Source organism: Dokdonia sp. Asnod1-B02, assembly GCF_045063955.1.
Lineage (GTDB): Bacteria > Bacteroidota > Bacteroidia > Flavobacteriales > Flavobacteriaceae > Dokdonia.
The window spans coordinates 2,353,068-2,374,341 of sequence record NZ_JBEFNW010000002.1 but is presented as its reverse complement, the minus strand read 5'-3'; the positions used below and the strand labels follow the sequence as shown (position 1 = coordinate 2,374,341).

General features: G+C 36.2%; 17 protein-coding genes. 2 read left to right on the top strand and 15 right to left on the bottom strand.

The features are described from left to right. Positions 1–41 precede the first annotated feature (41 nt). On the bottom strand, positions 42–2,468 hold the full coding sequence (gene pheT, locus ACJJVU_RS10785; protein ID WP_405225221.1) for a phenylalanine--tRNA ligase subunit beta: 2,427 nt from the start codon (positions 2,466–2,468) through the stop codon (positions 42–44). A 292-nt stretch (positions 2,469–2,760) separates the two neighbouring features. Here pheT and ACJJVU_RS10780 point away from each other — a divergent pair, with 292 nt between their 5' ends. Further along, positions 2,761–4,008 carry a peroxiredoxin family protein gene (locus ACJJVU_RS10780; protein ID WP_405225218.1) on the top strand — a complete coding sequence of 416 codons (1,248 nt, stop codon included), beginning with the start codon at positions 2,761–2,763 and terminating at the stop codon, positions 4,006–4,008. Here ACJJVU_RS10780 and recG read toward each other — a convergent pair whose 3' ends face one another. Next, a complete protein-coding gene (recG, locus tag ACJJVU_RS10775; protein ID WP_405225215.1) occupies positions 4,009–6,111 on the bottom strand; it encodes an ATP-dependent DNA helicase RecG in 2,103 nt (700 codons plus the stop codon). An 82-nt stretch (positions 6,112–6,193) separates the two neighbouring features. Here recG and ACJJVU_RS10770 point away from each other — a divergent pair, with 82 nt between their 5' ends. Then, on the top strand, positions 6,194–8,290 hold the full coding sequence (locus ACJJVU_RS10770; protein ID WP_405225212.1) for a M1 family metallopeptidase: 2,097 nt from the start codon (positions 6,194–6,196) through the stop codon (positions 8,288–8,290). On the opposite strand, the gene ACJJVU_RS10765 is transcribed toward ACJJVU_RS10770, so the two are convergent. The 13 genes from ACJJVU_RS10765 to ACJJVU_RS10705 all read right to left on the bottom strand — a co-directional run bounded on the left by ACJJVU_RS10765 (position 8,291) and on the right by ACJJVU_RS10705 (position 21,017). Continuing rightward, positions 8,291–8,809, bottom strand: coding sequence for a hypothetical protein (locus ACJJVU_RS10765; protein WP_405225209.1), 519 nt, complete (start codon positions 8,807–8,809; stop codon positions 8,291–8,293). It abuts the gene before it with no gap. Between the two features lie 164 nt (positions 8,810–8,973). Continuing rightward, positions 8,974–10,293: an MFS transporter gene (locus ACJJVU_RS10760; RefSeq protein WP_405225206.1), complete on the bottom strand. Its 1,320-nt coding sequence runs from the start codon at positions 10,291–10,293 to the stop codon at positions 8,974–8,976. Positions 10,294–10,491: 198 nt separating this feature from the next. Then, positions 10,492–11,001 (bottom strand): GNAT family N-acetyltransferase, encoded by a 510-nt coding sequence (locus tag ACJJVU_RS10755; protein ID WP_405225203.1) that lies wholly within the window; start codon positions 10,999–11,001, stop codon positions 10,492–10,494. Between the two features lie 286 nt (positions 11,002–11,287). After that, positions 11,288–11,584 (bottom strand): hypothetical protein, encoded by a 297-nt coding sequence (locus ACJJVU_RS10750; RefSeq protein WP_405225200.1) that lies wholly within the window; start codon positions 11,582–11,584, stop codon positions 11,288–11,290. Between the two features lie 69 nt (positions 11,585–11,653). Continuing rightward, positions 11,654–11,866 (bottom strand): hypothetical protein, encoded by a 213-nt coding sequence (locus tag ACJJVU_RS10745; protein ID WP_405225197.1) that lies wholly within the window; start codon positions 11,864–11,866, stop codon positions 11,654–11,656. Positions 11,867–12,060: 194 nt separating this feature from the next. Continuing rightward, complete coding sequence (locus tag ACJJVU_RS10740) at positions 12,061–12,501, bottom strand: hypothetical protein (protein ID WP_405225194.1); 441 nt, start codon at positions 12,499–12,501, stop codon at positions 12,061–12,063. A 69-nt stretch (positions 12,502–12,570) separates the two neighbouring features. Next, a complete protein-coding gene (locus ACJJVU_RS10735; protein WP_405225191.1) occupies positions 12,571–13,263 on the bottom strand; it encodes a hypothetical protein in 693 nt (230 codons plus the stop codon). Positions 13,264–13,334: 71 nt separating this feature from the next. Beyond that, positions 13,335–14,195 (bottom strand): glycerophosphodiester phosphodiesterase family protein, encoded by an 861-nt coding sequence (locus ACJJVU_RS10730; protein WP_405225188.1) that lies wholly within the window; start codon positions 14,193–14,195, stop codon positions 13,335–13,337. Positions 14,196–14,248: 53 nt separating this feature from the next. Beyond that, positions 14,249–14,914, bottom strand: a complete 666-nt coding sequence (locus ACJJVU_RS10725) for a hypothetical protein (RefSeq protein ID WP_405225185.1) — start codon at positions 14,912–14,914, stop codon at positions 14,249–14,251. Positions 14,915–15,032: 118 nt separating this feature from the next. Next, a complete protein-coding gene (locus tag ACJJVU_RS10720; protein WP_405225182.1) occupies positions 15,033–15,812 on the bottom strand; it encodes a hypothetical protein in 780 nt (259 codons plus the stop codon). A gap of 209 nt (positions 15,813–16,021) precedes the next feature. Beyond that, positions 16,022–16,573 (bottom strand): hypothetical protein, encoded by a 552-nt coding sequence (locus ACJJVU_RS10715; RefSeq protein ID WP_405225179.1) that lies wholly within the window; start codon positions 16,571–16,573, stop codon positions 16,022–16,024. A gap of 69 nt (positions 16,574–16,642) precedes the next feature. Then, positions 16,643–17,923 (bottom strand): McrC family protein, encoded by a 1,281-nt coding sequence (locus ACJJVU_RS10710; RefSeq protein WP_405225176.1) that lies wholly within the window; start codon positions 17,921–17,923, stop codon positions 16,643–16,645. Beyond that, entirely contained in the window at positions 17,916–21,017 is a 3,102-nt protein-coding gene (locus tag ACJJVU_RS10705; RefSeq protein ID WP_405225173.1) for an AAA family ATPase, read from the bottom strand. Before ACJJVU_RS10705 ends, ACJJVU_RS10710 begins: the two co-directional genes overlap by 8 nt. Positions 21,018–21,274 lie beyond the last annotated feature (257 nt).

Here is a 21,274-nt window from a genome sequence, read left to right as displayed (position 1 = left end):
CATCAAGTATCTAAGAGCTTCAAAATAGTACAGCTACCTTACTATCGAAGTGTAGCTCCTAACTCTTTTTCAAAACGCTGTTGCAGTTTATTCATCGTTTTGTCTATCTGCTTATCTGTAAGTGTCTTGTTTTCGTCTTGTAACAAGAAGCTTACTGCATAACTTTTCTTGCCTTCAGGAAGATTTTTACCTTCATAAACGTCAAAAAGATTAACATCTTTAAGTAGTTGCTTCTCGGTTTGCTTTGCAATGGTTGCTATATCTTCAAACTGAACATTTGCATCCAGTAAAAGTGCAAAGTCACGACGTACAGAAGGATATTTTGGAATATCCTTAAATTTGACATTATTACGAGCAGCAATCTCTAAAATAGCATCCCAGTTAAAATCTGCATAATACACCTCTTGTGATAAGTCAAATTTCTTAAGAATACTTTTCTTAACGATACCATAGCTTACTACTTGTTGCTTTCCTAGTGAAAGTCCTACGGCCTCAGAAAAAATATCATTCTTCACTGCAGAAGATCGAACTTTATTAATCCCTAACTTTTCTAGTACAGCGCTTACCACACCTTTTAGGTAATAGAAGTTAGTAGGAGTGGTAGGGTTAGTCCATGATTCTTCGGTGCGACTTCCAGTAACAAAAAGGGCAAGGTGCTTATCTTCCTTGCGCTCCTCTGTATAGTTATGGTACGTTTTACCAAACTCAAAGAGTTTAATGTTTCCTCTACGACGGTTTATGTTGTATGAGATAGCTTCTAGTCCAGAAAATAACATAGACTGTCGCATCACACTCAATTCTTTCCCTAGCGGATTAAGCATCTCAACTTGATGCTCCTCCTTTAGATTTTCAGAAAGTGCTGTATATGTAGGTGTAGTAAGACTATTTGCCATCATCTCATAAAAACCTTGAGAGGCAAGTTGGTTTCCTATCACGTCGCTTACTTTGTGATCGTCAAATTTTGAACTTGAAGACACCGTAGCATTAAGCTTTTTACCAAAGGTGATATTGTTATAGCCATACACTCTTAGAATTTCTTCTATAACATCTGCCTCGCGAGTTACATCGTTTCTAAAAGCAGGTATGGTCATCCCGATACCGCTTTCTGTAACATTGTTAATTTTGATATCTAGTGACATCAAGATTCCTTTAATAACTTCTTTAGGAAGTTCTTCTCCTATAAGTTTTGTAGCATTATCAAAGTTTAAGAACACCTGCTGGTCTTCTATTTTCTTTGGGTAAATATCTACAATCTCGCTAGTAATTTCTCCACCAGCAATTTCCATAATAAGAAGCGCAGCTCTAGTAAGAGCATACTCTGCGATATTAGGATCGATACCTCTTTCAAAACGGAAAGATGCATCTGTATTTAAACCATGACGTTTAGCTGTCTTACGTACAGCGACAGGATTAAAATAGGCGCTTTCTAAAAATATAGCAGAGGTGTTTTCTGTAACTCCGCTGTGGGCTCCACCAAAAACTCCTGCAATACACATAGGTTTCTCTGCGTCACAGATCATTAAGTCATCTTCGTGTAACTCACGTTCTACACCGTCTAGTGTAGTAAACTTAGTACCTGCTTCTACAGTGCGCACTTCGATTTTATCTCCTGTAATCTTGTTTAAATCAAACGCGTGTAGTGGTTGTCCTAGATCATGCAATACATAATTAGTCGCATCTACAATATTGTTAATAGGAGAGAGGCCTATGGCTTTAAGTCTGTGCTTTAACCACTCTGGAGATTCGCTCACTTTTAAGTCGCTTATTACGACTCCTGCATAACGAGGTGCTTTTTCTGCATCTAGAACTTGAACATCAATTTTATGCAAGCGCTTCTCAATTTTAAAAGAAGACGTAGATGGAGTGATAAGGCCTTTATTAACCTCATGTTGTAATAAACCTGCTTTAAGATCACGGGCAACACCCCAGTGGCTCATTGCATCTGCACGGTTAGGTGTGAGTCCTATTTCAAAAACTTGATCATTTTCTATATCAAAAACGTCGGCAGCTGGAGTTCCGGGGATAAGATCCTCATTAAGAATCATAATTCCATCGTGGCTCTTTCCTAATCCTAGCTCATCTTCTGCACAGATCATTCCGTGAGATTCTTCACCGCGTATTTTGCCTTTCTTTATTTTCCAGGCTTCACCTTCTTCTGTATAAAGTGTAGTTCCTATAGTCGCTACTGGCACTTTCTGTCCTGCTGCTACATTAGGAGCCCCACATACTATTTGTACAGGTTTATCTGCACCTATATCTACGGTGGTTACCTTGAGTTTGTCTGCATTTTCATGTTGCACACAAGTAAGTACGTGACCTATTACAATTCCTTCTAGACCACCTTTTACACTTTGGTAGGTGTCTATTCCTTCAATTTCTAGACCTAGGTCTGTAAGGAGGTTTCCGGTTTTTTCGGCACTCCAATCTATATCGATAAACTGCTTAAGCCAGTTGTAAGAAATCTTCATAAAACGTTGCGATTTTAAGACGTCAAAGATAGAATAACCTAGCTAGTGAGCAAAGCAGATGAGCGAGTATCTCAGCAGTTTTTTTAGGCTTCTCGAAGTGAATTAGGAACTAGTTTCGCCAAAGCGTGTTTTAGCAACCCGTCATCTCAATAATTGGTGACTATAAACACTGTTTTGTAGGTGTTTGGCATTTTCTATTTACTAGGCGGTGAGACGTTATGCGTAGCTTACTATTTAAAACTTCTGTAAGGCACTTTAAAAGAATGAGACTGTGTTGGTATATCTTTGATTTATGAAACAGATACTTATTCTCATCTCATTTATTAGCATTCTTTCTTGTAAGCAAGACAAGGTAGTAATCACTCCTCAAACGTTGAATTCAGGCTTTTGGAGAGCTACACTAGCTGTTCAAGATCATGAAGAACTTCCCTTTATATTTGAGGCAAATGACGATGGAACTATTACCATTTACAACGCAGAGGAGCGCATAGAGGTGGACGAGATTGTGATTAATGGCGATAGTATACGTATCCAAACTCCTGTTTTTGAAGGGTATTTTGCGGGACGCTTTCGCGAAAGCGGAAATCAAATAACGGGCTCTTTTATAAAGCCAAGTCTTGATCGAGTGGTACCGTTTACAATGAATTACGGAGTAAAAGAACGTTTTGTTTCCTCAGCCGAAGTATTAAGCGAGAATACAGCGAATGTTAAGGTAGATGGTAGTTGGGAGACTGTTTTTAGTCCAGATAATGCCGACGATCGATATATCGCCAAAGGTACTTTTAAGTCAGATGGTGATATTGTTACGGGTACTTTTAGAACTACAACGGGTGATTACCGTTATCTCGAGGGAAAGTTAGATGGCGACAAGCTTCGACTATCAACCTTTGATGGAGCGCATGCGTTTCTCTTTGTGGCAACTGTAACAGATAGTACATTGCAGGGGCATTTTTATAGTGGTGATCACTGGAAAGAGCCGTTTGTAGCAACTAAGAATGACAACTACGAACTTCCAGATGCAAACACCTTGACTTATTTAAAAGAGGGGTATGATAGACTTGCATTTTCTTTCCCGGATAGCAGTGGGGAAGTGGTGTCACTAGAAGACAAGCGATTTAAAAATAAGGTAGTACTCGTTAAGCTTATGGGTACGTGGTGTCCTAATTGCTTGGAAGAATCAAAATTTATAAAACAATATTTGAAAGAATTTCCATCAGATGATCTTGAGGTAGTTTCTTTGGCTTTTGAATATGCGCCCACTAAGGAAAAGGCGTTTGCGAGCATTAAGCGTATGCAAGAACGATTAGACATTCCGTATCCGATACTTCTAGCGCAATGGGGAGATTCTGATAAAAAAAAGGCTACCGAAAAGCTACCTATGCTTAATCATGTGCTTTCATATCCTACACTCATTTTTGTAGATAAGAAAGGAACTGTGAGACGCATCCACACTGGATATAACGGTACTGCAACAGGGGAGAAGCACCTCGAGTTTAAAAAGGAGTTTGAAGAATTTGTAGCGCAGTTGCTAGCTGAGTAATTAAGATATGTAACTCCAGATATTTTTAAACTTCATCATCTGAGCATACATGAATCGCACAATTTGATTTTCTTCTTTTTTAAAGGTAGGATCGTCTTTAACTACAGCCCACGCGTAGCTTCGGGCTACTTTAAGAATATCATTATCTCTAATAATATCGGCTATCTTGAGGTTTAAGGCGCCGCTTTGTTGAGTTCCGGTAATATCACCTGGACCACGTAGCTTTAGGTCAACCTCGGCAATCTCAAAACCATCATTGGTGCGTGTCATCGTTTCTAAACGCACTTTACTGTCACTTGACAACTTATGACTGGTCATCAGGATACAGTAACTCTGCTCTGCGCCACGACCTACACGACCACGTAATTGGTGTAGCTGACTTAACCCAAAACGTTCTGCGCTTTCTATAATCATCACTGAGGCGTTGGGAACATTTACGCCAACTTCAATAACGGTAGTGGCGACCATGATTTGTGTTTCGCCTTTGATAAAACGATTCATTTCAATCTCCTTATCGGCTGGTTTCATTTGTCCGTGGACGATGGAAATTTGATATTTTGGCATGGGGAATTCTCGCGAAATACTCTCATAACCATCCATCAAATCTTTGTAATCCATCGCCTCAGATTCTTGGATTAATGGGTATACAATATAGACCTGTCTTCCTAGTGCAATTTCGTCTCTAATAAACTTGAAAACTTTGAGCCTATTTGAGTCATATCTATGCACTGTTTTTATGGACTTTCTACCCGGTGGAAGTTCGTCTATAACACTCACATCTAAGTCTCCATAAACGGTCATGGCGAGGGTGCGCGGAATAGGGGTGGCGGTCATCACAAGTACATGTGGAGGGTACTCGTTTTTATGCCATAATTTACTTCGTTGTTTTACCCCAAAACGGTGTTGCTCATCTATCACAGCAAGCCCAAGATTCTTAAATTTCACCTTGTCTTCTAGCAGCGCGTGGGTACCAATTAAGATGTTTAACTCGCCATTTTCAAGCTGTTCGTGTATGATTTTACGTTCTGAAGTTTTGGTTGAACCTTGTAGTAGTGAAATACTGGTATTCAGCTCTTTACACAATTCTTTTAAACCGTGGTAGTGCTGCACTGCCAGGATGGCAGTAGGAGCCATCAAACAAGCTTGAAAACCGTTGTCAAGTGCCATAAGCATTGACATGAGCGCCACAATAGTTTTTCCAGAACCTACATCTCCTTGTAAAAGACGATTCATCTGTGCATTTGTACCTAGATCATGACGTATTTCTTTGAGCACTCGTTTTTGTGCACCTGTCAATTCAAAGGGTAAATGGTCGTTATAAAAGGTGGTGAAATTAAGTCCTATTTTTTCAAATGGATACCCTTTTATTTTAGTTTTATGGTTAACATTTTTGAATGCTAATTGTAGCTGAATGTAAAAAAATTCTTCAAATTTTAAGCGGTATTGTGCCCTTGCTAAATGCTCTTGAGATTGCGGGAAATGAACGTTCAAAAGTGCCTCTCTTTTTGGCATCAATTTAAGTTCAGTTAGGATGGGTTTTGAGAGGCTCTCAAAGAGGTGATTTTTACACTCTAAAAAGAGAGTTTGCATCACACCATTTACCACCTTATTTGTGACTCCTCGATTGCTCAATTTTTCGGTAGATGGGTAGACGGGTTGCATCGCAGATTTGATACTCTTTTCATGATCTGCAAGTAGCTCCATTTCTGGATGAGGCATGGAAAAATTACCGTTGTAATAATTACATTTTCCAAAAATTACATAAGGAGTATTGAGCTTTATACTCTCCCTAATCCACTTATGTCCTCTAAACCACACAAGCTCCATTTGCCCAGTTTCATCCTTAAAAGTAGCGACGAGTCGTCGCCCTTTTCCTTCTATCATTTTGAGTCCTGAAAACTTGCCTATTATTTGCACATCGGCATTATTACGTTCTAGTTCGCCTATTTTGTAATACTGCGTTTTATCGATATATCGATTAGGAAACAGGTGCATTAGGTCTTGGAAGGTATGAATACCCAGCTCAGAACGGAGCAAGTCTGCTCTGTTAGGACCTACGCCTTTGAGGTAATCTATGGGAGTTTGTAAAAAAGTGGGATTCATTAAAGTAAAAATAAGGTCTTTAATTCAGATTTTCGAATTGATATTTAAAAGATAGTGGCTTAAAAGTTGTTATTTTTAAATTATGAAATACCTATTCCTGTTAATAATCTCTTGTTACGCTTTCGCGAAAGCGTATTCTCAAGAGATATCTGCACAAACCGCTACTGTTGATTTTAAGACCATCAATGCATCCTTGTCTTTAGATTTTGACAGTAAATCCATTTTAGGATCTGTTGAAACTACATTTACGATATTACAAAATGTTGATCAAGTAGTCATGGATGGCGTCGCAATGAAGGTTGTAGATAAAACACCGTCAATCACTGTCACTGCTACAGATAGTACCATTGTGCTCACTGGGAAATTTAAGGCAGGTACGACTTACAAAGCCCAATTTGATTATCAAGTGAAACCATCAAAAGCGGCTTACTTTGTAAATAATAACGGCAAAGAAGAATTCTGGACACAGGGACAAGGAAAGTATACATCGCACTGGTTACCGAGTATTGATGATATGAACGATAAGATTGTTTTTGACTTAAAAGTAGCTGGACATAACAGCAAGACGATTATAGCAAATGGAAAAGGCAATAGAGTTTTAAAGGATTATGGGGCTCTGTTTTCTTCTTTTGATATGCAACAGCCTATTTCTAGCTATCTCGTTGCGCTCGTAGCAGGAGATTATGTTATGAAGAGCGAGACTGCTAGTTCTGGTGTTCCGTTGGAATATTATTACCGTCCAGAGGATTCGCTTAAGGTCGCTACCACTTACAAGCACTCTAAAGATATTTTCGACTTCTTAGAAACCACGATTGGTGTGCCGTTTCCTTTTCAAGATTATAAGCAAGTTCCCGTAAAGGATTTTCTGTATGCAGGCATGGAAAACGCAAGCCTCACTGTGTTTTCAGATAGTTTTATGGTAGATGAGATAGGCTTTACAGATCGCAATTATGTAAATGTAAACGCTCACGAGTTGGCGCATCAATGGTTTGGAGATTTAGTGACAGAAACTAGTAGTGAGCATCACTGGCTGCATGAAGGATTTGCTACGTATTACGCATTGCTAGCAGAGCGTGAGATTTTTGGAGATGATTATTTTTATTTCAAGCTTTTTGAAACCGCAGAGCAGCTACGTGAACTCAGCGATATGGGCGAAGGGCAGAGACTCGTAGCTGCTGGAGGGAGTAGCCTCACATATTACCAAAAAGGCGCGTGGGCAGTGCATATACTACGAGAACAAGTAGGAGCCGAAGCTTTCGATACCGCAGTAAGAAATTACCTGACTAACTACGCTTACAAAAACGTAACCACAGACCTATTTATGGCAGAAGTGGCCGCAGTAACAAACGTGGATCTCACTGCATTTAAGAAAAACTGGTTGTATCAGAGCGCTTTTCAAGCTGAGGAAGCGCTTGCTTCCCTCAAGGAAAACGCATTCATGCAGCAGTATTTCCAATTGCAGTCGGGTAGAGGAGTAGCACTTTCTTCTAAGTTTACAGCGCTCATGAATGCCATAGCTACAAATAACGATTATCTAGGCGCAGAGGCAATCTACCAGCTCTCGCAAGAATCAATAAATGCTACGCTTCCGGCATATAAAAGCGCCATGGAAACAGAGAATGTGTTTATAAGACAAGCTATTGCTAGTTCGCTTAAGGAAGTTCCAGAAGCGCTGGTACTTGAGTTTTATGAGCTACTTAGTGATAAGAGCTATGTCACTCGAGAGCAGGCCATGATTAAGTTGTGGGTATATCACCAGCAGCGTAACGACCCTACGTCACAACGCAAAGTACTAAATCTCATGGACAATCAGCTGGGTTTTGCAGATGGCAATATAAGAACGCTGTGGCTTGCGTTATCCCTGGCGACACCACAATATAAGCCTGCAGCATCATTAGCTCGTTATAAAGAGCTTATAGGTTATACAGCGCCATCTCAACCGTATCAGCTACGGGAGAATGCATTTAACTATTTAAGACAGCTAGAATCTTATGAGGAGGAGAGCTTACATAATCTTATAGAAGCTAGTGTACATCACGTTTGGCGTTTTCGCGAAAGCGCAAGAAAGTTACTTATTAATGCCCTTAAAAATCCAAAAATAGCCGCTATGCTTGTAACTATAAAAAGCGACCTCTCAGAACAAGAAATCGCTTATTTGCAACGTATAAACGCGTTATAACTAGATAATCTCGCTTACTTCTTGTTTGATAAATTGTAAAGCCGTGTCGCTAGGAGCTGCCGTATCCATAAGATCACGTAAGATCGTCTCACGCAGTTTGTCACTCGTATCAACTTTATCACTCATATTAGTCTTACGAATGAGGGCTGCAGTTGCACTTTTGGCAGTGCGCACCACGTTCCAGCACTCTTGAGTAATATAAATTTGCTGTGATAAATTATGCTCAAATTCCTCTGTAATGGTGCGTAATAAAAGCGCTTCATATTCATTTGCATCATCACTGTAAGGCTTTACACGCGATACTAGATTGCCTGGGGAGATGCGCTCAAGGAAGAGCGTAATGCGCTCATAGGCTTGTAATTTTTGAGGTAACGCATTTGCCTGATTGTCTTTATGAAGTTGAAATCTGCGTTGTCCTTGTTGCTCCTTTATGTACTGGCTAAAAAAGTAATATGCCAGCAACGCGACGATCACTGCGGGTAGAAGGTTAAAGGCTAGATTAGTAAGGTCTTGTGTCATGATAAGTAGGTTCTGGTTGCTATGTTTTGGATGAATAACAAACTTACTTGCTTTTTAGTATGCAACCAAATGGGATGTGATTATTCGCTTTCGCGAACATTGGATTTGTATCAACCCATGCCATTAGATTTGAAATGAGAACTCAGTAATAAATTGGCTCATAATTACCCGTTCTCTTTTTCGACATTAGGTAGGCGGTAGCTTTTTATGGCACCCCAAAAGCCTAAAATAGATAGTACAACGATAACAACCTCTACGGATATCAAGGATAGCGCAGCACTCAATCCTCCTGTAAAAAGTAAAATAATCCCTATGATGGTGTTACTTACAGAGACATAATTTGTTCTTTCATTACCCTTTGCCATATCTAAAACATATGTTTTTCTACCTTGACGCACGCCACTGTGCGCAATACCGAGGATAAAAAACGCCAAGGGGTATAACCATAATTGTGTTTTTAAACTAGATGAAAAGCTTACAAGAATGACTAGTACAATACCGCAAAGCGAGGCTATAGTAACTGCATATGCCATCGTATTTTTACTAGATTTATCTGCTAGTTTACCCCAGGATGGCGAACTTACAATAGAGGCAAGTCCATTTGAGATAATGAGTAACCCTAATAGATAGCTAGTTCCCTCAACGTTATTTTGTGCTAATGTGACGTAAAACGGTGCAGATAGGGCAGAGCAGAGTAATAACGATCTTGCGATCACGAAGTTTCTTAGGTGGCTATCTTCTTTAAGTAGTTTAATATTATCTAGAATACTGTTTTGCTCGCTCTCGTCTGTTGTAATGTCTGTTGGAAATTCTTTTATAAAAGCATAAATCACCGCTGCAATGATCCACATCGAAGCCGCAAAAAATATGAGGTTTGTATAAAACTGTATATCCTCATTAGTTTTAGACTTATAGGTAATGTACAAACCTGCAACAAGAACTAAAATACCAGCAAAAGACGAGGTATATCCTCCTAGTTTTCCCCTTCTTGTTTTTGGGATAGTCTTTCCTTTTACATCCTTAGAACTCACAGAAGCTAGAGCACGCGCAAGGCTAAAAATGATTAAACATATAATAATTAACCATCCTGCAGTTTGTTTTTCAAATTGTAATGCCACAATCCCTATTGCAGCAATAGCAAGACCTTGAATAATAGCACCTACCACCCATATGTACTTACGTATGGGTTTCTTTTTCACGTAATTTGAGATAGCAACTTGCGGGATAAGCGCACCAGACTCACGTATAGGGACAATTAGACTTATGAGAAAAACCGGTGCTCCCACATAATTCATGAGCCATGTGAGCACTGTTTTAGGATTACTTAGTGTATCACCTAGTTTTGTAAAGGTGTGTGTAAGGAGTATACTAAAGTAGTTTGTAGCAACATGTTTACAGGCCTCATCTGTAATGCCTTTACAAACCCGCTCATCGCCTTCATTATTTAAGTACTTGTAGAGATTATTGAGGGAAGATGATGGCATAAAGCGTATTAAGATATTTACATAATAACAAAGCGATAAATATACGTTTATTATGTCTTTCAGTCTTTAATGGAAGTTATTGATGGATTAGTGCGCTTTCGCGAAAGCGTACAACTATTGAGAATCCTGTACTTAAAAGAAATGTAGTCTTGTAAGTTGGTATGAATGAATATTCCAAATATGCTATTGTAATAAATGCTATGAGAGCGTCCTACCTAAGATAATGCGGTCGCCTCTATCTTCAGATGTTACTTGATCCATATACTTCATATCAAGTTTTTCTAATACTCTTCTAGATGCTAGGTTGTGCGGACTTACAGTGGCAATAATCTGGTCAAGTTGTAGGGTTTCCGCTGCATATGAAATCCAGTGGTAACCTATCTCTGTGGCAAAACCTTGACCCCAGTGACTATCGTTTAATATAAAACCAAATTCACAATACTCTTCATCTTGATACTTAATTTTATGGATACCAGAGACTCCTATAAAACGATTGCTCTCTTTCAATATAATGCACCAGAAGCCAAATACAGGCTCTTGCTCATTTATAAAATCTGTATGAAGTAAGGAATCAAATTCGCTTCTAGTAAAAACGCTGCCTTTTAGTGTAGATGCCATAACGCGATTATTAGTACAAAACATATCTGCAGCATCTTCTAGATGTTTTGGAGATATTGGCTCAAACCTTAGTCTGATAGTTTCTAGCATAAATAATAATCAAAGATTGGGAAGTGGAACTTTATGGATTCTAATCTGCTAATAGTGAATAGCAATTTATCTTACATTAAAGATACAAGAATTTATAGTGAAGTATACGCTTTCGCGAAAGCGTAACAGCAATTATAATATCTATAAAAAAACAAGCTCTTAATACAATCATGAGCCACAACTTATAGCGTGAGCCAAAGGCTTATAATAGCATAGATTGAATTAAAAGCTTGTAGTAATGGACTAGAACGCTAACTGCTTACTGCAGCTTTTTTATTCTGATGACTTATTCTTCATCTTCATCCTCTTGGAACTTGAATTGGTGCGCTTGCTCTAATTTGGCTAGCTGCGTTAATTCGTTCAAGTAATTCTGCTCTTGAATAGAAAATGTAGTCATCATTTTTGAAGAGCCTCCTGATAAGATAAATGCGATTATTTCATCAATAAGGTTAATGATTTTATCCAACCATTTAGGCAGTTTGATACCTATCATATCAAGAATAGTGTAGATAATCTTTTTAATTTCTTTGATAATTCTATCAATTCCAAGTTTTCCTACGAGGGAGCCTATACTTGGGAACATCCCTTTTGCATTTTTGGCAAGTGATACACCTGAGCTTATTTTTAAAACTTCAAGTACATCGCGTTCTTGTTATTTTGAAGATTTTTTTGAACCTTCTCTAATAAACTGATTGAGTTCAAAAATTTGATTATTAAGTGATGGAGCAAATGATTGTATCACCGCTTTTTCATCTTCGTCCTCTGCATTTTTTAATGCGTGCTCGGTAATTCCGGAAACTAAGGTTTCAAATTCGCTTAAAAATTGTTCAAGAATGTTGTCTGATTTTTTTGTTTCTGTAGGCATGTCAAAAGTTTTATGATTTATATTGACACAAAACTATCTTTAGAGTATTGATATGTAGTTAGTTAATTGCTCATCTTCATTGAGCGTAATCTCCCTTTATACAGCGTGAAACAACTATTGGTTTAATAGGTTTTTTGATTAGATGGTGGTTTTGAGGTATGGCAAAGTGTTAGATTCTTTAATCAATAGCTTTTTTAAACATCTGTAACCTCTGATTTCTTTTTTGAAAATTTGTTCTTTAGAACGGTAAATTGCTGATAAAATAGGAGTATAGAAGCAATTATAAACGGAATTCCTGACCAAAATGCCCATTTATGAAAATCTGTATCGGGTAAACTAGGATAAGCTACATATCTGAAGGAAAAATATAATAGTACTAGGCCAATAATACCAGTTAGATTTTTTACAACTACTTTTTTTACATAGAAGCTTGTAATGATTAATAGTTTTCCAAGTGCCGAAATTATTGAGGCAGTAAGCATGAGACTTGTAAAAGAATCTGAAAAATCACCGTTATTTGCGAGCCATCTTTGTATAATGAAAAATTCGATAAAGAACATCACCGAGATGGTGGACTTATGAATTATTACAATGAATGAGTGTAAAATTATGGTCCAGATTTTTAATTTTTTCATATCTATTATATATCTAAAATTAGCCAGTGTTCAAATTATTGAACTTCAACTTCAACTTCAACCAAAACCCTACCCACCAATCAATTCATAAACAGTACTATCGTTAATTTCCGAAATAGGCAATAGCTTCTTATCTAAAGTCGTTGTTTTATTTTTACCAATAGTCGACACTCTTTTGCCTTCTATGAAATTTGAGCTTATGTTTCCTGCTCCATCTTTTGCGGCGTTGCCGTAGTTGTTGTATTCAGAGCCTATGAGCATATAGTCGTTGTATGTTTTATCATATTTGATTTGTAACTCATAATCATGTCTCATCGATTCGTGCTTCACACTAATCACATTTGCTCTGGCAACTTTTATTCTTCGGTTAGGGTTTACATGTAAAAAGGCCGAAGTCAAATTACCGGTTTGGCTTTTGAGTACGAAAGAACCATCCGCTTGTCCTTCAAAAATCGCAAGTCGCACGTCTTTTGTGTTTGAGTAGTCTCTGTCGTTTTTTCCGCTGGCTAGTAATACCGCATAATCAGAAACGCCGTCTTTATTAAAATCTGACATTACCTTATTGAGTTCATTTCTAGAAATCACAAGTTCATAATCGCTCGGGATGAAATCATTAAAACGCTTGATTTTGCTTTTAACTTCTTCTATGGATTTAATTGTTGGTTGTACTACCTGCTTTTTCTCTGGAAGCTGCTCTTTCTTTTCGGTGTTGTTGCAAGAAATTAATACGATTGAAAGGAGTAGAAGTGTTAGTCTGTTCATTGGTACGATAATCTAAGGTTGTAAATGCTGTTACTCGGTTATTTTAATACTAGGTGTTGCTGGTTGATTTGCTACTTTGAAAGCGCTTTTTGCACTTCAAGTGGTCTATCGGTTGCAAAGACGTCTATGCCAAGCTTTGTCCATTCGTTATAGAGGACATCGCCTCTTGCCTTTGCTTTTTTATCAAGGTTACCTAAAGTTCCTAGCATACACATCACTCCCTGTTCATGTAATTTGGCATATAATGATGGATCTGATTCTATGGTTCCCGTAAAAGCCACCATATTTTTCCATGGAATGCCAGAGCTAGCAGCTGTATCAAACTCTTTCATATTTCTAATGCTAACAGAAAGTACAACCTCAGGATTTAACTTGTAAAGTTGCTGTGCCGTCTCCATAGAGTAAGTAATAATCACCGATTGTTCTAAGGCATCATTTTCCTCTATGAAACGGAGTACAAGTTCTGGATCAACGCTGCGCTTAATGTCAACCGTGAGTATGGCGTTTTCCTTTTTTGCCCAGTCTAGCACATCTTTAAATAACGGGATTTTATAATCAGTGATGGAGTCAAAATCATCTTTAAGGTGGAGTTGGGAGAGTGTTTCCCAATCTTTTTGATCTACTCTTCCAGAGCTTGTTGTTGTTCTTTCTAGCGAACTGTCATGCATAAGAAATAGAACGCCGTCCTCACTACTTGCAACGTCAATTTCAAACAACGCGTTTGGAATAGACTCTTTGATGTATTTCATGGTTTCTAAGCAGTTCTCAGGGTAGCCTGCATAACTTTTACCACCACGATGCGCACTGATTAAGGTATCGCCATTCTCAGTATAACTGAAGAACTCTTGTAGCGTATTTGTTTTCTTAGTTGACGGATTGCATCCTGCAATAAGAATTCCAACTAGGAGTAGGGGAAGTAGTAGTTTTTTCATTGGTGTGGTTGAGTGTAATTTAATTGATTTTTAGTCTTTTATGTTCTTTAGAATTAAATAATCCAATCCCGAATATTATATGTTGAAATTGTATCCCGTTCTTTGTTTAAAAAATAATATTGGTGTCCTCCAGAAAAGTTAGTTTCATACTTTTCGATGATAATGCTTTCAATTTCTGATCTGTATTTATTGTCGTAAATCTCAAAGTCTAAGTCTAATATTAAATCAAACACAAAGTGACGTTTTATCCATTTTAAATCTGTTTTTGTACCATTTTTATAATCAATTATTTTTCTCTTAGTTTCATTAAGACCTTCTACTTTCCAAGGTTTATCAGCGTTCTTAGCTGTAAGAAGATCAGCTTCTAATTTGCTAAATATATCATCATAGCAATACTGGAAATCCATACTGTCAATTGTCATTTTGAACATTTCTGTACATAACAAATTAGATTTTTCCTTACGAGAAAAGACAGAAACCACCGTAAATGAATCATCAAAATTATCTTCTGATATTTCTTTCAAATCAATTCTTTCTTGAATCACAGTATCTCCACGATATTCATATACTATTTTCAAACTATCACCAAAAACTTTAGTTTCTTTCCGGATTTTATTCAGTTGCTTAGAAGGGCTTTCAGTAGTCAAGTCATTCTTGATTTTGGATTGACACCCAACTAAAATCAAAATATTAATTGCTATGATAAATGTTTTTTTCAAGTGATTTGTAAAGTGTATTTAATGGTTATTGATGTGCAAACTATAAAATTACTCTCTAATTAAAATGCATCTTATTTTCAGAAAGTCTATTACTCATCTTACAAAGTTTAGAACCCGCTTATTCTGTAATATATTGGTGTTCAGAATAGTTTGAATTTGAGTTTGATGAATCATAACTCACTTTCGTGACGTAACCTTGTTCGTCATATTCTAGGATGTTACTATAAGGATCTCCATCGTTTCCATTGTAAGTGGCGGTCAAAGGATTATCTCTCGATACCTTAAGACCAAATATCATAAAGAATGTACTATGCTCATATTCCATGACGCTACCATACGGATCCAATTGTTTGTCAGCATCAAAATCTGAATATTCAAAACTGTCGGAACCAGTAGTATTAGAAATAAGTTGATTGTTTGAATTACGAGTAAATATTTGTTCGAAGAGGCTACTTGGCATTGACGTTGAGTAGAACTTTGTTGAGTTTACATAGCCGTTAGAAAATTCAATTTCTAAGGTTTTATCAGAAGCGTCAGAGACAAGAATTATGGTATTATTGGTTAGCGTTATGTCATTGTAGTTAATGGTTTCATCCATTCCATTTGGATTAATTACATCTGTGTATCGAGTAATTCCGCTTACATTGCCATTGGTGTAATTAACTGTAAAAGTTCTATTTAAATAATCAACCTCATTTAAGGTAACAGATTCAATCTTACTTTCACTATTGTAAAATACTTCTTGAGTTGAAGATAATACACCATCGTAATAACTGTTTGTTCTTTTGTAAAGCTTAAGAGAAGCATTAGTTTCTTCTTCCAGGATTGTAGGACTATCATCTGATGAACATGCTAATAAAGTGAAGCTGATGAGTACTAAAAGAAATAATTTTTTCATGATTAATTTTTGATTGTAATGAATGGTTTGTTAGTTGTTTGGTAATAATAAAGTCTCTTATAAGTCTTACCGAGCGTAAATTATAAAATTACCTCCTAAATAAGGCAGATAGCAAAACAAAATCAGGAAACCCTTAAATAATAATGTAGACTAGCTCAACAGCATTTACTGAGCCACTGCGAACAAGTATTCTTCTTCAACACAATTCCTTACTCGCAATCTGATTGCGTTGTTTTGTTTTTCCATTGGATCCAATATTCTTGTAATCCCTCAGGTGTTGTTTTTAGCTTACTTATCGCTAATTTATGACCTGTCATAGTCACTGCCTCAAGTTCTTTTTTTCTTCTAGCTAATGCAGGTGTGTGATTCCAGCCTCCTACGTGGTCAAAAGAAGTAAAAGCATCGCATGGCTCATTAACAGCTGTAAAGGGTATCACAAGGGTGTAAACGACTTTACCGCTTCCCATTCCTTGGGTGCTCATGGTTATGGAGGCAAAATCTACTTTTCTATATTTTTCTTCACGATAGAGTTCTTTTAGCTTCTTGCCTACGGCATTACTCATGGTGTTGGAGAATTGATGCGCAACATCATCTCCATTTATAAACTCTGCTCCGGTGTATGAACCACTACATCCATTATCTGTGCATCGTATTCCATTGTTTTCTTGATGAGTCATTGCTAAGATAGGAGCAGGCTGTTTTTTATTCTTACAAGAAACAGACAACAAGAACACCGATAAAATAACAAAGAAGATTCTCAAGCGGATGGATTTGAGGTTGTTTAGTAATGGTTTTGTAGAGGAGTGGAAGGGTAGGAGTAGGCTTATTTTTTAACTCAGTTCTTTATTGACACCAGTTTTTATTTCTTCTTTTAATAATTCATTATAAATCCTTTTCCCTAAATCTTTCTCTAGTCTTCCATCATCATTGAAAAGATCAGTAAAAGCTACTTGACAATTCAAGGCTTTAAATTTCTCATCTCTAAATGGTTTCTTGTTAGCGGATTCTAAAGTTGTTTTAGGATATAGCAAAATACTCAAGTCAGTATTATAATGCAGGTTGTAAACAAACATTTGCTTGAGGTCGGCATCTGATGGTTTATTATCTTTCAACACTTTCCATTTTGTATCTATTACGAGCCTTTTATCTTTGGTTTCTACAACGATATCTGCTCTTAAGCCTCTAGTCTCCCAAAAAGGTGTCCTATTTTGCTCTTTTACATTAATAATTGGATTAGCTGAATCATTTTGTAATTTCTTTAATTTTCGATAGACGTAGTTTTCATAGAGCATATTCATGTCAAACATAATTGCTAATACGTTTTCATTTCCACCTTTTAAATCTGGAGAGTATCTTAAAATAATAAGCTTTGCTAAAGTAATTGCTTGTCTATACCTCTCTGTGTTTCTATCGAATTTTATTTTTTTAAACCATTTATCAGTGATATTTTCTTCCGAAACATCCTCAAAATTTAAGAGTAGTTTGTTAATCCTAATATTATGATTGGGGTTATGTGCTATTGTTTTTAGAACTAGTAAAGCCTTTAGCAGTATTTGATTTAGATTGTTGTCAGCATCAAATATTTTATGCTCAACAAAGAATCGTTCCTTATGAAAAGCATTTTTACGAATGTGATTTGTGAAGAGAATTTTGCCCTTTACTTTATTAAGGTTCTCTTCAATAGATCTATAGTTTTTCCTTAAGCCGTGTTTGAAAATCGTTTCGCTTTCAGATAAAAACAGGTCATAGTACAAGTCTAAAATAGATGCCGATTTTAGCTTTAGTTTAGCATTAGATATTGTGTTAATCTTGATCAACTTGCACTCTTTTAGCATTGTAATCAGTGCATTATGCCATTTATCTTTTGAAGCTTTATCTTCTCCGTTATTATCGGCTTTGGGAAGTATTTCAATTGTAAGATTCTTGACTTGAATAACTCCAACGTAATTATTAAATTTAATTCTTTTATTACCTACCGAAAAGAATTTTTCCTTTGTCATGTAGCCATACTTTTCAAGTGCATTAAAGTGAACCATTTTAAAAGTTGATTCCTCATCAACTTTCAAAGTATGGTGTTCAAAAACTTGTAATATGTTTTTTGGGTTACTCATAAATTGTCTTGAATGAATCTAATGTCCAATTTGATGGGTCAGTGAAACTATAAATAGGCTTTTCATCATACTCCTCAAAATCCTCATAGCTTTCAGTAGATAAGAATTTAATAGAGTCCTTTTTAGTTTCTACAAATTCTTTCCCTATTACTAAAAGGATTTTACCCCAATCACCGTAGAAATACTCTTGCAGAAGAGGGAGGATTTTATTCTGAAAAATGGTCTTAATTTCTGCAGTTGGTGTTTGACGATTTTTAATAGTCATAAAGTAGGAGTGACCAATACAATAATCTTTATCAAGTAGTTTTTCTATTCGAGCATTTATGGCGTTTAATAAAGCTTCTAAATCGATTCCTGTACATTTAAACTCTTCTGTACTTAATTTTGCTGGTTCAGGGTTCATTTCGATAAATGAAAATCTTCTCCTAAGAGCAGTATCTAATGCTTCGACACTTCGGTCAGCAGTGTTCATTGTTCCAATTATATATAGATTGTTTGGTACTGAGAAATGTTTTTTAGAATAGGGTAGAGTAGCTTTTATTTCATTTGGCTTCCCTTCTCGTTTATCATCTTCAATAAGAGTTATTAATTCTCCGAATATTGAAGAAATATTACCTCTGTTAATTTCATCAATGAAAATTGCATAATTATTTGAGGAGTCATTTCTCGCTCTATTACACATTTTATGAAAAACACCCTCTTCGATTATATAGGAGACGTCATTTTCTGCTAATTCTGGCTTTATGCCCTCAATAAAGTCTTCATAAGAATATGATTGATGAAATGTTAAAAATTCAAATCTCTCAATTCTTTTATTAGGAAAACTTTCAAAGTTTTCAATTTTCAATTTAAGTTCTAACAGCTCAGGTGATTGTTCTTCGACTTCATTTTGAAGAATTTCCCATTCTGATTTTTCTGTCTTATTAAAAATCATTGGAGGCATTCTTCTAGCAACTTTAACATTTTCACATTCTTCAACAGTATGACTTTGTAATTGACCCCAAATTGTAGGTGTAACAGTTGTAGAATTTGAAAGTAGAGCTTTTACTTGCACATATTCGTGATTAAAAATATCTGCAACTTTTGTTTTTCCTAATTCCAAAACTGCCAAAGCTATTACTTGCCACCAAGAACAATTTTGAATTATGTCTTTTAGAAAGTCTTGTCTTGTTATTGAGCTTTCAGAGCTTGTAAACATATCCATGTATTGGTTTTTGAGGATATGTGTTTTTCCAGTGCCTGGAGGGCCATAGAAAATGGTGTTTAATGATAAATTCATGTCTGAAAGTTTTTTAGTTTCATTATTCTGTCCCATTATACCAAGGAGTCTTTCATAATATGTGTTATAGTCTGCATGGTCGGAAGAGTATTTGGTTATATCAGTTAATGTTTTAAGCACGAGGCTAAAATCTACTTTCCAATTTCCTTTTAATTTCCAATCAACTAGCCTAATCTTATGATACTCCGATCGACTCTTGTCATATTCATAATTAGAAGTAACAACACCATAGCCAAGTAATTCACCTCTACCTTTCTTAGCAATTATTACATCTCCAATATTGATTTTATTTAGAAAATCATCATTAGCTGAAACATCATTCTTTTTTGAGCCTTTACCGCCATACGCATCTACTAAAGCCTTTTTTATGTCAATACGACTATTGTACTGTTTCAAATCTCCAATCTCATCCCAGCCAAGTCCCATGATTCTATTTTTATAGAATTCCTCCCAATTGCGGGCATTTTCTCCGGGAGCATAAAGCCAATATTGCTCTTTTACTTTGCTGGTAACAAGACCTAATAAGGATTCAAATTCATCTTTAGTAGCTGAAAAATTTGTGCCTTGATTTCCAACTTTTAAATTTCTTAATTCCTCTAATGAGTCAACTTTAAATTTAAGTATTGGTGAGTCCACAAAGTTGTGAGTGATCTTTATGTCAGCCTTCAATTCACTTTTGTCCTCTCCTTTCCAAAGGTGATCGTCTGGTGAAGAGGTTTTTTTGTGTGGTTCAGCAGTAACTTCAGCAAGTGCATAACATCCAGATTTACTGCCTGTTATCCATAATATTACTTTGTCTCCAACTTTAATTTTGTCTTTATGAGCACTAACCGTCCAATCAGTTAGAATTTCATCTTGCAAGGCAGTTTCAAAATCGAATACTTTTGGGTTGCCTTGGAAAATCCAGTAGTTAGTATCTTGTTTTTTGTCCAACATTTGAAAAAGGATATCCTGCGCTAGTAACTTATGATTAGTACCATTATAATATTCGGGTATTAAGTCTTTTACTTGTTCGACTAACTCACTATCAGGGGCGATATAATTTTCAATTAAATCATCAATAAGCGTAAGATAATGCGTGTATTTTTCGTTTTTCTTGGCCTCTTTAATACCTAATATTTTGCAATATTTTTTGTAAAAAGAGGATTTGTAAAAAGTGTATTTATCGGAATTGTAAAATGTTAAGTATGTAGCAATTGACCTCTCATCTTGATGATGCTGAAGAGTCTCTCCTAGTTCTCTATAAATTTTGAGTGTGTCTTTGTTGAAAGATTTCACCCTTTCAGTTAAGTCTTTGGTCTCGTCAAAAAGATTGATAAAAAGCTGACGCAGTTCTTCTGGCTTATCTTTAGTTAAGTGATTAATAACTGCCATGCCCATTGCATAGATTAAGTTTTTAAACTTGACGTCTTTTATTTCTTTATAAAAATCAGGAGTTTCAGGATTTGGTCGTCCTCTATATTCATTTACAAGCTCCCATTTGTATATCTCATCCTTTAATTCTGTTTGGGTAATTCGTTTTTTATAGTTTTCAATCAATGATTTTATAGGGTCATTTTTTGGAATTATTTCGAACCCTTCAGCTTTCATTAATTCAAATGCGGGGCTGCCTTTTCCACCTCCAAAATCATTTGAATCTAGTTCTGTGCCATTAGCATATCTATTAGCTATGGATAAAACTAATTTTGGTGGATAAGATTTGCCATTATGAATCAAATCATAAGTTGACGAATGCCTTCCTTTTCTGATACCATCTTTATCAATCTCTTTGATAGCTTTTTCTAAATGTTCTTTATTGATATTTTTTGGAATCATTTATTGTCTTTTTTTAATTACCGCCAACTTAATTATCCAAGCAATCCACCAAAACCCCACCCACAAACCAATGAATATCAGTTCATAAAAGAGCATTAATAGATTACCATTTATTGCTGTAAATCATAATAGATTACAAGCAAACCACTAATCTACCACCTCAAATCCAAACTCCCATACGGTAATCCTCATTTATAGCGAAATAATTGAAAATAAGTCACTTTACTTCAAAAAGGATATCAGTTTTTCGCGAGCAG

What these genes read in the sequence shown, in the direction of transcription:
- ACJJVU_RS10735 (WP_405225191.1), bottom strand. Translation starts at nt 13,263, where the DNA reads ATGAACAGACTAACACTTCTACTCCTTTCAATCGTATTAATTTCTTGC.
- ACJJVU_RS10765 (WP_405225209.1), bottom strand. Translation starts at nt 8,809, where the DNA reads ATGACACAAGACCTTACTAATCTAGCCTTTAACCTTCTACCCGCAGTG.
- recG (WP_405225215.1), bottom strand. Translation starts at nt 6,111, where the DNA reads ATGAATCCCACTTTTTTACAAACTCCCATAGATTACCTCAAAGGCGTA.
- ACJJVU_RS10710 (WP_405225176.1), bottom strand. Translation starts at nt 17,923, where the DNA reads ATGAGTAACCCAAAAAACATATTACAAGTTTTTGAACACCATACTTTG.
- ACJJVU_RS10780 (WP_405225218.1), top strand. Translation starts at nt 2,761, where the DNA reads ATGAAACAGATACTTATTCTCATCTCATTTATTAGCATTCTTTCTTGT.
- ACJJVU_RS10760 (WP_405225206.1), bottom strand. Translation starts at nt 10,293, where the DNA reads ATGCCATCATCTTCCCTCAATAATCTCTACAAGTACTTAAATAATGAA.
- ACJJVU_RS10755 (WP_405225203.1), bottom strand. Translation starts at nt 11,001, where the DNA reads ATGCTAGAAACTATCAGACTAAGGTTTGAGCCAATATCTCCAAAACAT.
- pheT (WP_405225221.1), bottom strand. Translation starts at nt 2,468, where the DNA reads ATGAAGATTTCTTACAACTGGCTTAAGCAGTTTATCGATATAGATTGG.
- ACJJVU_RS10720 (WP_405225182.1), bottom strand. Translation starts at nt 15,812, where the DNA reads ATGAAAAAATTATTTCTTTTAGTACTCATCAGCTTCACTTTATTAGCA.
- ACJJVU_RS10705 (WP_405225173.1), bottom strand. Translation starts at nt 21,017, where the DNA reads ATGATTCCAAAAAATATCAATAAAGAACATTTAGAAAAAGCTATCAAA.
- ACJJVU_RS10740 (WP_405225194.1), bottom strand. Translation starts at nt 12,501, where the DNA reads ATGAAAAAATTAAAAATCTGGACCATAATTTTACACTCATTCATTGTA.
- ACJJVU_RS10770 (WP_405225212.1), top strand. Translation starts at nt 6,194, where the DNA reads ATGAAATACCTATTCCTGTTAATAATCTCTTGTTACGCTTTCGCGAAA.
- ACJJVU_RS10745 (WP_405225197.1), bottom strand. Translation starts at nt 11,866, where the DNA reads ATGCCTACAGAAACAAAAAAATCAGACAACATTCTTGAACAATTTTTA.
- ACJJVU_RS10730 (WP_405225188.1), bottom strand. Translation starts at nt 14,195, where the DNA reads ATGAAAAAACTACTACTTCCCCTACTCCTAGTTGGAATTCTTATTGCA.
- ACJJVU_RS10750 (WP_405225200.1), bottom strand. Translation starts at nt 11,584, where the DNA reads ATGTTCCCAAGTATAGGCTCCCTCGTAGGAAAACTTGGAATTGATAGA.